At 70.0% G+C, this 12,668-nt stretch carries 3 protein-coding genes; all 3 read right to left on the bottom strand.

Features of this window, described 5'->3' with window-relative positions:
* Window positions 1-15: 15 nt before the first annotated feature.
* The 3 genes from ACFY5A_RS07670 to ACFY5A_RS07660 all read right to left on the bottom strand — a co-directional run bounded on the left by ACFY5A_RS07670 (window position 16) and on the right by ACFY5A_RS07660 (window position 12,592).
* Window positions 16-6,057: an Ig-like domain-containing protein gene (locus tag ACFY5A_RS07670; protein ID WP_387232896.1), complete on the bottom strand. Its 6,042-nt coding sequence runs from the start codon at window positions 6,055-6,057 to the stop codon at window positions 16-18.
* A gap of 171 nt (window positions 6,058-6,228) precedes the next feature.
* Complete coding sequence (locus tag ACFY5A_RS07665) at window positions 6,229-12,303, bottom strand: Ig-like domain-containing protein (protein WP_387232893.1); 6,075 nt, start codon at window positions 12,301-12,303, stop codon at window positions 6,229-6,231.
* Between the two features lie 112 nt (window positions 12,304-12,415).
* On the bottom strand, window positions 12,416-12,592 hold the full coding sequence (locus tag ACFY5A_RS07660; RefSeq protein ID WP_387232890.1) for a hypothetical protein: 177 nt from the start codon (window positions 12,590-12,592) through the stop codon (window positions 12,416-12,418).
* Window positions 12,593-12,668: the final 76 nt, after the last annotated feature.

Here is a 12,668-nt window from a genome sequence, read left to right as displayed (position 1 = left end):
TCGTTCGAGAGAGCGTCAGTACCAGACCATCGCCGTGGCGTATCTGTCGAGCTCTTTGATGTAGACGCGGATCGTGTTGCCGGGGAACCCGTAGTAGCAGTTGAGGTCGACGCTGCCGTTCGCGGGGACGTACGACAGCGTGCCGCCACCCCACTTGTTGCCGTCGTCGCACTGCAGGTGGTAGTTGCCTGGACTGTTGAAGTTCGCCACGGTCAGCCTGACCTTGGCGCAGGAGGACGAGCCGCAGTCGGGCCAGGACCCGGAGGCGCCCTTCTCGGTCTTCAGCACCTCGGCCGGCGGGTCGTTGGTGCGCGCGGAGTCGGAGGCCTCCGGTGACCACTGGCCGGCGCTGTCCTGCGCCCTGACCTTGATGCTGTGGGTCTCCTTGTATCCGCCGCCGACGGTCCGGGAACCGCTCACGGCGACGTTCTGCCAGCCGCCGCCGTCGACGCTGATCTGCACGACGTCGATCTTGCGGCCGTTGCCCGAGCCGGAGGCATCCCAGTTCAGCTGCACCTGCGTGCCGAGGTTCTTCGCCGTCGCCTTGGGGGCGAACGGCACGCCGTACGGCACCGCCGAGGCCGCATTCGACGTGGCGCCCGAGTATGTCGTGCCGTCGACGGTCGCGACCCCCTTGACCTCGACCTTGTAGGTCGTGCCGTTGGTGAGCCCGGAGATCCGCGTACCGCTCAACGCCTGCCAGCTTCCGCCGTTGAGTCGGTACTGGTAACTCACCTCGCCCGTGCGCGCGCCGTTGCGGGAGCCCGGGGTGTAGGCGATGTCGATGAACCTGTCACCGGGGGTCGCCGTCAGGCCGGTCGGCGCCCCGGGGGCGTTCACTCCGCGGCGCGGGGCCGACATCGGGCTGTACTCTCCCCAGCCCGCCTTGTTGGTCGCCTTGATGCGGAACGTGTAGGCGGTCTCCGAGGTCGGCAGAGTGACCGCCTGGCTGGTGGCGCCGGCGCCGGGCGTCACCGTGCGCCTCAGCGTGGACCCCTCGTAGATCTCCAGCTGGTAGCCGTCGATCGCGTCGCCGTTGCTGTTCGGGGCGGCCCAGTTCACCTGCATCTGCGCCTGGTCGCCCACGCTCGGGATCTCCGTCGTCGTCGGCGCCGCGGGCGCGAACGGGGGGCCTGCGGGGATCTCGGATGCCGACCAGCCGCTCCAGCTCGACGGCTCGGGCGCCTTGTTGTGCGCCTGCACGCGCACCTGGTAGTTGGAGCCGTTCTCCAGCCCCTCCCAGGTGATCGAGTTGCCCGTCACCTCTTTCTGAGCGATGCCAGACGGCGGGGCGGGCGAGATCTCGAGCGTGTACCGCTCCACGGGCGAACCCGGCGTCGACGGGGTCACCCAGCTCACCTGGAGCGACTTGTCGCCGAACTTGAGCGACGGCGGGTTGGGCGTGTCCGGACGAGCGTCGGGACGCGCCACCTCGGAGGTGCCGGACGGCTTGCCCTCGCCGACGCGGTTCGTCGCGGTGACGCGGAACGTGTACTCGACGTTGTTGGTCAGCCCGTCGAGCGTGCACGTCGTCGACTGGCACTCCTTGCGGTAGGAGGAGCCCTGCGCCGAGGTCACCGTGTACTTGGTGATCTCCGCGCCGTTGTTCGACGGCGCCGCGAAGGAGATGACGACGGTGCGGTCCTGCACGCTCGTGACCGTCGGCGCGCCCGGGGCCTCTGGTACGCCCTGCACGGTGACGACGACCTGGCCGTTGGCCTCGCGGTCGGGATCGTCGGTCGCATCCTTGATGCGGTAGCGCACCACCATCGTGCCGACGAAGTTCGCCGACGGGGTGACCACGAGCTCGTCGCCCTTCTTCGAGACGTCACCAGAGCCGGACTCGACGACGTACGACACGATCTCGAGCGGCGTCTCGGGGAAGGGGTTGAAGTCGTTGGCGAGGACCGGGACCGTCACCGACTTGCCCTGATCGGCCTGGCCGACGGTGTCGGTGTTGGCCGCGGGCAGAGCACGGGTGGATGCCGCGACGATCACCGAGACCGTGCCCTCGACGGGCTCGGTCTCGCCGTCGCTGATGCGCACGTCGAGGGTGAGGGCGGTGCCCTTCTTCGCGCTCGACGCGGCCTCGACGAGCAGCTTGTCGCCGTCGACCTTCGCGGTCACGCCCTTGCCGTCGCCGCCCACGAACGCGAAGGTGTGCTCGTCTTCCGGGTCGGGGTCTGTGGTGAGCGCGGCGAGGTCGAGCGCCGTCGCCTTCTCGCCCGGCGCCACCTGCACCTGTCCGCTGACGAACGTCGGCTGCTGGTTCTCGGGCGGGAGCACGTCGATCGGGATCGTGAGAGTCGCCTTGCGTCCCTCGGGATCATCGGGCCCCGTGCCGTCGGTCACCTCGAAGGTGATCGCGTCCTGACCGAAGTAGCCGGCCGCGGAGGTGTAGACGAGCGTCGACTCGTCCTTCACCAGATCGGCGCCGTCGGCGTGCACAGCGGAGACCTTGGCGTGCTCGGTGATGCGGGCCGTGCCGCCTCCGGCCACGGTCACGTACTTCGAGAGCGGGAGCGAGATGGTCTCGCCGCTGACCACCTGCACGGGCTTGGTCGAGTCGATGGTCGGACGCAGGCCCGACACGGCCGGCACGAAGATGAACGCCGACGCCTGCAGACCGTCCTGGTCCGTGAGCGTGTACCGGATGAGCTGCTGCTCGTCCGTGACGGTGACCCTGACCTTGCCGTTCTGCAGCGCCGTCGCCCCGGCGCCGAGGTCGAGATCGAGGGAGTCGGTCGTGCCGTCGGGGTCCTCGTCGTTCGTGAGGATCTCGATGTCGGCGGTCAGCCCGCCGTCCTTGAGGTCGTCTGGACGCACCCGGTCGTCGCGCGCGACCGGCGCCTGGAGCGGCACGTCCTCGTCGACCGTGACCTGCAGGATCGCGGATGCCGTGGCTCCTCTGGCGTCGCGGATCGTGTACTGCAGAGACGTCTCGAGGGACCTGTCCGGGGCCTGCACGAGCACACGGTCGCCCGAGACCCTGGCCTCGAGCTCCTTCGGGACCTCGAGTCCGCCGTTCTTCTCGCTGACGAGCGTGATCTCGTCGCCCTCGGGGTCGGAGTCGTTGGCCAGCACGGGGACGGCGATCTCACGACCCGGACGGACGACCACGGCATCCTTCACCGCGTACGGATCCTGGTTGACCTGCTCCGGCGGGGCGATGCCGACGCGGATGGTCGCGATGCCCTCCTTGCCGAGGTGGTCGCGCACCCGGTACTTGAAGGTGTCGACGCCGCTCGAACCCGTGAAGGCCTCGTAGGTGAAGTAGTTCGCGCCCGTCTCGTTGATGCGGCCCTTGGTGGGGCTGGAGGCGATGTCGAGGAGCTCGACCGAGTCGCCGTCGGCGTCGATGCCGTCCAGCGGCACGGCGATGCTGATCTCCGTGCCCGCGAGGGCTCGGGCGACGAGGTCGCGCGGCCGCGGCGCCGCGTTGGTGTCCTCGTCGACGGGGAGGATCTGGATCGTCACGTAGCCCGCGGCCTTCTGCTGACGCGAGTCGACGGCCTCGTACGTGAGGTAGACGGTCTTCGCCTCCGGCCCCGCCTTGAAGCGCACGGTGTCCTGCGACACGAACGCCTCGCCGTCGTCCGGGTCGACGAACGGCTCGATGAGCTCCGGGGCGACGTGCATGACGTCGTCGTTCGGATGCGTGTCGTTGTCGAGAACGGGGATCGTCACGACGTCGCCGGCCCGCACGGTGACCGTGTCGGGGTTGGCGACCGGCTGCATGATCGTGTCGGGCGCGGGGATCGGGATGACGACGACCTCGCCCTCTGCCGACTTCGACCCGTTCGAGATCGTGTAGGTGATGCGCGCCTGACCGGTGAGCGACCCCTGGTCGGTGATGCGCAGCGTCTCGTGGTTGATCACCGAGACGGAGACGCCGGAGCTGGGCTCCATCGACACCGACTGGACCACGAGGATGCCGCCGCCGGGGTCCTCGTCGTTGGCGAGCACCCCGATCAGCACGTCGCCTCCGGAGGGCAGCAGGGCGACGTCGCGCACGGCGACGGGAGCGAGGTCGGATGCCCCGGCCTCGAGCACGTCGACGCGGACGAGCCCCTCACCGTTCTTGGGCCCGGCGGTCGCGAGGTACTGCACGTAGTAGGTGCCGGGTGCGTCGGCGGAGAAGGTGAACGTCTTGTTCGTGAAGTCGGGGATGACGGTGGCGCCGGGCACCTCGTCGACCCGGCCGAGACGCAGCGGCTCCCTGCTGGAGCTCGTGTCGTTCGTGAGCGGCGCGACGGTGACCTGCTCGCCGACGCGGGTGACCACGTGATCGGCGTTCGTCTTGGGGTCGGTCGTGCCGGGAGGGCGGACGTCGATCGTGATCGACGCGGTGCCGACCTCGCCGGAGCCGTCGGCCACCGCGACCTCGATGTCCTTGCGGCCCTGCAGGCTCGCCGTGGCCTTGTACGTGATCTGTCCGTCGGTGCTGAAGTCGACCTCGTCGCCGGGGGCGGCCGCCACCGCCTTCAGGTAGATGTCATCTCCGTCGGGGTCGATCCAGTCGGGGAGGATGTTGTACGACACCGTCCCGCCGCTCTCGACGGTGAGGCTGGTCTTGCGCTTCGGCGCAGGCGCGCCGTTCACGTCCCAGTCGTGCACCGAGAGGGTGACGGCGGCGGTGTCCTTGCCCTTGCGTCCGTCGTCGGCCTCGTAGGTGAAGGTCGCCGAACCCGTCGCCTTCTCGTCGACGGCGATCTGCAGGGATCCGCCGTTCTGGATCGGCTGCACGGTGCCGATCGAGGGCTGCTGCTCGGCGAGCGCCGCCACGAGGACGTCCCCGTCGGGGTCGTTGTCGTTGTCGAGCACCGGCAGGAGGATGGAGGCTCCGGGCCGCACCCCGAAGGAGTCGTCCTCCGCCACGGGCGGGGTGTTCTCCTCCTTGCGGTCGGGGAGGGTGGTCTCGACCGTCTCCTGGGTCGTGTCCTCCTCGTTCTCCGCCTCGCCCTCCGGGGGCGTCAGGTCGTTCCAGTTGTCGACGCGCTGCAGGCTCTCATCGGCCATCCAGGCCGCTCCGCCGACGGCGTCGTTGAGGATGATCACGTCGCGGTTCACGCGGAAGATCAGCGAGGCGGCGTCTTCGGCCCCGTCGATCTTCGCCTCCACGTCGTCGGCGTCGCCAGGACAGTCGCGCACGAACCGCGCCGAGCCCGCCCATGCGCCGTAGAAGCACCCGCGCAACGACACGGGGACGGCCGGATTGCCCGCGCCGTCGACCACGGTCTCGGTCGGATCGCTCCCGTCGAGCGGCACGCTGAGCAGCGCCGACGGCGTCGCGATGGCCACGGAGTCCGCCGAGGCGGACGGCTGCTGCAGCACGGCATCCGCTGCGTCGGGGATCTCGGTGCGGAAGCCACCGGGGGTCGTGACGACACCGGCAGCGGCATCTAACACGACGGCCGTGCGTCCGACCGCGGTGATCGTGGGCGCCTCGTCGGTGTCGATGTCGCCGACCGACGCCTCGGACGGATCGAGGGGCTCGCCCTCGTTGTCGACGGGGATGGTGACGACCTCGCCGCGGGCGGCGGAGAGGCCGAACACGGTGCCGTCGTCGGCGACCGCCACGTCGGCGCCGTCGCCGAGCTCGGCGGTCGGGTCGACCGCCTCGATCTTGAAGCCCGCGATGGCCCTGACCGCGATGACCCAGAGGTTTCCGGACTTCGGATCGAGGATCGCCGCCGTCTTGTTGCCGAGCACGACCTTCGCGGACGATGGGATGCCGGAGCTGTCGCCGAGTGCGACGCGGGCCGGATCGACGGCTGTGAGGGTGGAGGAGCCGCGATCGACGACGAGGACGTTGCTCTCGTCCTGCAGGATGTCGTAGTTCTCACCGGTCGTGCGCAGGCCGCCGTCGAGCACCGTGGACTCGTGGTTGAAGTGCCCGACGAGCAGGCTCGAGGTCTTCGTGATCCAGACGCCGCCGTCGTTCAGCTCGACCTTGGTGGTGGGGTTGCCGTCGTAGGCGAACGCGAGGGTGGTGATCGCGATGGCCGCGGCGGCCACGCCGGCGGCGGAGGCCAGCGTCTTCGGACGCGCACGCATCCATGACAACGCCTTCATCCCCGGTATCCCCCCTGGGTTGTGCACTCTCGGACTCGGCCGACACGCCCGAGGGCGCGCGGCATACCAGATGAGTCTAACTTGCGTGGCGGACGCTCTCGATGGGGAGGAGTCCCCACCGAGAGCGCCCGGCGCGCACGGGCCGAACGCCTGCTAGAAGTTGCCTTCCCTGGCGCTCGACGGGTTGCCGCCGATGATGTTCAGACCCTTGCGGGTGACGAAGCCGTTCCAGCAGTCGATGATCACGGAACCGTTCGACGGGATGTTGACCGGGAAACCCGCGTTGGTGGAGAACACGCTGCCGTCGGCCGTGCACTCGACCCGGTACGAGCCGCCGGCGAAGTTCTTCGTGTTCAGCTGCAGGTTGTAGCAGGGACCGCCTCCGACGCTGGTGCAGCCGTTGGTCTTGGCGTTGCCCCGCGTGACCCACGCCTCGGGCACGGGCTGGCTGTCGGTGACGGCGGATGCCGACACGACGTTCGACCACTGGCCGGCCTCGTCCTTGGCCTTGACCTGGATGCTGTGCGTCTCGCTGTAGCCGCCGCCGAGGCTGCGGCTGCCGTTGAGTCCGAGGTCCTGCCATCCTCCGCCGTCGAGGCTGACGAGCACCTGGGTGATCGCACGGCCGTTCGCAGCCGGAGGAGACCACGCGACCCTGACCGAGGTGCCCTGGTTGGTCGCGGAGGCGCCGGGGTTCTGCACGGGTCCGTACGGCCTCAGAGCCCCCGAGGCCGCCGACGGCGCACCGGGCTGCGACTCCTGGCCGCCGACGACCGAGTAGGCCCTGACCCGCACGGTGTAGCTGCTGCCGTTCGCGGCGTTGATGCGCGTGCCGTCCCAGTTGCGGCTCCAGGCGCCGCCGCTGAGGGAGTACTCGTAGCGCACCTCTCCTCCGGAGGCGCCGTTGGTGTCGGAGAGCGAGTACGAGACGGTGACGTACCCGTCGTGCTCCTGAGTGCCGGTGATGGTCGGGGCCCCTGGGCTGCCGAAGGCGCGCTGCGGCGCGGAGGCCGGGCTCTGCGCGCCCCACCCGGCCTTGTTCCGCGCCCGCACCGAGTAGGTGTAGTCGGACGTGGACGTGTCGACGTTCACGGTCTGGCTGAGCTGGGTGCCGGGGATGCCGGGGATGCGGTTCACGACCCCGCCTCCGCGCATCACGACGAGCTCGTACTCGGCGATCGCGTCGCCGTTCTGCGGCGCGGCGGCCCAGGACACCGTCATCTGCACCTGCTTGCCCACCGACGGCGCGCTCTTCGCCGTCGGCGCCGCGACCGTGCCGGGCACACCGGCCGGGATCTCGCTCGCCGACCAGCCGCTCCAGCTCGACGGCTCCGGTGCGCGGTTGTGCGCCTGGATCTGGATCTGGTAGTTCGAGCCGTTCTCCAGCCCCTCCCAGACCAGGGAGTTGCCGGTGACCCCGGACTTCTCCGAGATGCCCGAGGGCGGGGCCGGAGAGATCTGCAGCGTGTACGACTCGACAGGCGAGCCCGGCGTCGTGGGCGTCGTCCACGAGACCTTGAGGCTCTTGTCGCCGAACACGAGCTTCGGCGGCTGGGGTGTGTCCGGACGCGCGTCGGGGCGGGCCACCGCGGAGGTCGGAGACGGCTTGCCGTCGCCGACGCGGTTGGTCGCCACGACCTGGAACACGTACTCGACGTTGTTCGTCAGACCGTCGAGCGTGCAGGTCGTCGACGTGCACTTCTTCGTGTAGTTCCCGGCCACCGACTTCACGGTGTAGGAGGTGATCTCCGCGCCGTTGTTCGAGGGCGGCGACCACGACAGCACGACGGTGCGGTCCTGGACGCTCGACACGGTCGGCGTTCCCGGCGCCTCCGGCACGCCCTGCACGGTCAGCACGATGCGTCCGTCGACCTCGCGATCGGCGTCCTTCGTCGCATCCTGGATGCGGTAGCGCACCACCATCGTCCCCACGAACTCCGCAGCGGGCGTGACCTTCACCTCGCCCGCGGTGAACGAGACAGTTCCCGATCCGGTCTCCGTCGCCGCGGAGACGACCTTGAGCGGCGTCTCCGGGAAGGGGTTCACGTCGTTGTCGAGAACCGGGACCGTGACGGTCTTGCCCTGGTCGGCCTCGGGCACCGTGTCGGTGTTCGCGGTCGGGAGCGATCGGGTCGAGGCGGCGACCAGCACGGCCACCGACCCCTCGACCGGCTCGGTCGTGCCGTCGTCGATGCGCAGCCCGACGGTCGCGCTCGTGCCCTTCGGCGTACCGGAGTCCGCCTCGACGAGCAGCTTCGAGCCGTCGATGCGCGCCTTCACCCCGCCGGACGGCTGGTCCACGATGCTGAAGCGGATGCCCTTCGCGTCCTCGGGGTCGGGGTCGGTCGTGAGGGCGGCGAGATCGAGCGGCATCGCGGGCTCGCCCGGAGCGACCTCGACCTGGCCGTTCACGAACACGGGCTGCTGGTTCTCCGGCGGGAGCACGGTGATCTGGATCGTCAGCGTGGCCTTGCGACCCTCAGGGTCGTCAGGACCCGAGCCGTCGGTCACCTCGAACGTCAGGGCGTCCTTGCCGAAGTACCCCTGCTTCGACGTGTAGACGAGGGTCTTCTCATCCTTGATCAGGGACGAGCCGTCGGCGTAGACGGCGCTCACCTTCGCGGCCTCGGTGAGGAGCACATCGCCGCCGCCGGCGACCGTGACGTACTTCGACAGCGGCAGCTCGACCGTCTCACCGCTCTTGACCTCGACCGGCTTGGTCGACGTCAGGGTCGGACGGAGCTCGCTCAGCGCGGGGACGAAGATGAAGGCGGATGCCTCCTGGTCGTCCTGATCGGTGATCGTGTAGCGGATGAGCTGGCGCTCCTGGCCGACCGTGACGCGGATCGTGCGATCCTCCCGCACGACGCCGCCCGACCCGACCGAGAGGTCGAGCGCGTCGACGGTGCCGTCGGGGTCGTCGTCGTTCACGAGCACCTCGACGTCGACCTTCAGGCTGTCCTGCACGTCGGAGGCGACGATGCGGTCGTCGCGCGCCGTCGGCACCTTCAGCGGAACGTCCTCGTCGACGGTGATCTGCAGCACCGCGGTCGCCGTCGCTCCCCTGGCGTCGCGGATCGTGTACTGGATCGACGTGTCCATCGCCTTGTCCGGAGCGGTGACCACGACGCGATCGCCGGACACCACGGCCTTGACGCCGGCATCAGGCGGGATCTCGAGCCCCTTCTTGACGAGCGAGATCGCGTCGCCCTCGGGGTCGGAGTCGTTCGAGAGCACGGGCACCGCGATCGTGCGGCCCGGGCGCACCACGACGGTGTCCTTGACCGCGTACGGCGCCTGGTTCGAGGCGTCACCGGGGGCGATGCCGACCCTGATGGTCGCGACGCCCTCCTTGCCGAGGCGGTCGCGCACCCGATAGGTGAACGAGTCGACGCCGGTGGCATCGCCGAACGCCTCGTAGACGAGGTAGTTGCTGCCGGTCTCGGCGACCTGTCCCTTCGACGGCGCGCTCTCCTGCCCGACGAGCTCGACCGAGTCGCCGTCGGTGTCGATGCCGTCGAGCGGGATCGCGATGCGCACGGTCGACCCGCTCAGCGCGCGCACCGTGAGGTCCTTGGGCTTGGGGGCGGAGTTCGCCTCCTCGTCGATCGGCCGCACCTGAATCGTGACGTACCCGGCGTCCTTCTGGCCGAGGGAGTCGACGGCCTGATACGTCAGGTAGACCGTCCCCGGGGTGTCGGAGGCGCGGAACCGGACCGTGTCCTGCGACACGAACGCCTCGCCGTCCTCCGGGTCGACGAGCGGCTCGACGAGGTCGGGGGCCACGTGCAGCACGTCGCCGTTGGGGTGCGTGTCGTTGTCGAGCACCGGGATCGTGACGACGTCGCCCGCACGGACGACGACCTGGTCGTCGTTCGCGACCGGCGGCATCAGCTGCTCAGGGCGCGGGATCGGGATGACGACGACCTCGCCGTCAGCGATCTGACTGCCGTTGGAGATGCGGTAGCCGATCCGCACGGTCTCGTCGAGCGCGCCCTGGTCGCCGATGCGCAGGGTCTCGTGGTTGAGCACCGACACCGAGATGCCGCTGTGCGGCGGCACGGTGACCGACTGCACGACGAGGATGCCGCCGGCCGGATCGGAGTCGTTGCCGAGCACGCCGACGAGCACCTCGCCGCCGGCGGGGAGCAGGGCGACGTCGCGCACCGCGATCGGCGGGAGCTCGGTCTCGCTCGGCTCCAGCACGTCCACGCGGACGAGACCGGGAACCGCGTTCGGGCCCGCGCTGACCAGATACTGCACGTAGTAGACGCCCGCGGCATCCGACTGGAAGGTGAACGACTTGTTCGGGAAGTCGGGGACGATGATGGCGCCCGGGGTCTCGTCGACCTTGGCCAGGCGCAGCTGCTCACGGCCGGAGCTCGTGTCGTTGACGAGGGGCGCGACGGTGACGGCCTCCCCCACGCGGGTCACGACGTGGTCGGCGTTCGTCTTCGGGAGGGTGGATCCCGCCGGCCGGACGTCGAGCCGGAGCACGCCGGTCGAGGTCTCGCCGAGCCCGTCGGCGACCCTGATCTGGATGTCCTTGCGCCCCTGCATGCTCGCGACAGCGCGGTACGTGACCTGACCGTCCGTGGTGAAGTCGACCTCGTCGCCGGGCGCCGCCACGACGTCCTGCAGGTAGATGTCGTCGCCGTCGGGGTCGAGCCAGTCCGGGAGCACGTTGTAGGAGACCGAGCCGCCCTCCTCGACCGCGATGCCGGTCGTGCGGCGCTGGACGGGCGCGCCGTTGGTGTCCCATCCGTGCACCGAGAGCTGCACGTTCGCGGTGTCCTTGCCGCCGCGGCCGTCGTCGACCTGGTACTCGAACGACCCGCCGCCGGTCGCGTCCTCGGGGACGGCGATCTGCAGGGAGCCGCCGTTGTTGACGGGCTGCACCTCGCCCAGAGCCGGCTGGCTCTGCGCGAGCGAGGCGACGAGCACGTCGCCGTCGGCGTCGGTGTCGTTGTCGAGCGCTGGCAGCATCGTGGTGCGACCCGGCCGCACGCCGAACTCGTCGTCCTCCGCGACCGGGGGCGTGTTCTGCTCGCTGCGCTCGGGGAGCGTGGTCTCCACCGTCTCCTCGGTGGTGTCCTCCTGGTTCTCCGTCTCCCCCTCCGGCGGGGTGATGTCGTTCCAGTTGTCGACGCGCTGCAGGCTCTCGTTGGTGAGCCAGGCCGCGCCGCCGACCGCGTCGTTCAGCACGATGACGTCGCGGTTCACGCGGAACACGAGGCTCGTGGAGTCCTCGGCATCCGGGATCTTCTCGTTCACGTCGCTCGCATCGCCCGCGCAGTCGCGCACGAAGCTCGCAGACCCGGCCCAGGCCCCGTAGGTGCAGCCGCGCAGCCACACCGGGGCGGCGGGCACGCCCTTGCCGCTCGCCTCGGTCTTCGTCGCCTCGCCTCCCGCGAGCGGAACGCTCAGCAGCGCAGACGCGGTCGCGACGGCCACGGCGTCGGTCGCCGCCGACGGCTGCTGCAGCACGGCATCCTCCGCGTCGGCGATCTCGGTGCGGCCGCCTCCGGGGGTGATCACGACGCCCGCGTCGCGGTCGAGCACGACCGGCTTGTCGCCGACAGCGGTGATCGAGTGCTCTCCCGACGGATCGATGTCGCCGACCGACGCCGACGACGGCTTGAGCGCCTGGCCCTCGTTGTCGACGGGGATGGTGACGACCTCGCCCTTGTCGGCGGAGAGGCCGAACACGGTGCCGTCCTTCGCGACGGCGACGTCGGCGTTCTCCCCGAGCTCCGCCGTGGGGTCCGCCGCCTTGAGCTCGAAGCTCGCGATGCCCTTGACGGGCACGACCCAGAGGTCGCCCGATTTGCGGTCGAGGATCGCCGCGGTGGCGGCGCCGAGGGCCACCTTCGCCGAGCCGGGGATGGACGCGGAGTCCCCCAGCGCGACGCGCGCGGGATCCACCGTGCTGAGCGTCGCCGCCCCCGTGTCAACGACCAGGACGTTCGCGGCATCCTGCAGGATGTCGTAGTTGTCGCCGCTGGTGCGCAGCCCGCCGTCGAGCACGGTGGACTCGTGGTTGAAGTGCCCGATCAGCAGGCTCGACGTCTTGGTGATCCAGACGCCGCCGTCGTTCAGGTCGACCTTCGTCGTGGGATTGCCGTCATAGGCGAAGGCCATCGTCGTGATCGCCACGGCGCTCACGGTGACGGCGGCCGCGGAGGCGAGGGTCTTCGGACGTGTCCGTACCCATGACAACATCTTCATACCCGGTTTCCCCCCAGGGTCACTGCCCGACAGCTCGCCGGACCTGAACCGGCGACACTCTCTCCCACCCTAGTTCGTCCCCTCGCGCTTCGCCGATGGGGAGAACTGCCCATCAGGCGTGGGCGATGATGCCTTTCGCCGCGGCAGCGAGCTCGTCGAGGACAGCCACGCCCACCGCGCCTTCGGCAGACCAGGGCGTGTACGCCTCGGTCCAGAAGACGGGCAGGGCGAGCGACGCGACGTCGAGATCGGGCCGGAGTCGATCGAGCTCGTCCGGCGTCGGCAACACGCGTGCCCGAGCGACCGTGGCGAGGAGCGCATCGTCGAGCGGGACCTGGAGCGCGGCGCCGATCCACCGCGAATTC

The sequence above is a fragment of the Microbacterium sp. NPDC012755 genome (assembly GCF_042901325.1).
Taxonomy (GTDB): domain Bacteria; phylum Actinomycetota; class Actinomycetes; order Actinomycetales; family Microbacteriaceae; genus Microbacterium; species Microbacterium natoriense.
This window is presented reverse-complemented; position numbering and strand designations above follow the sequence as displayed.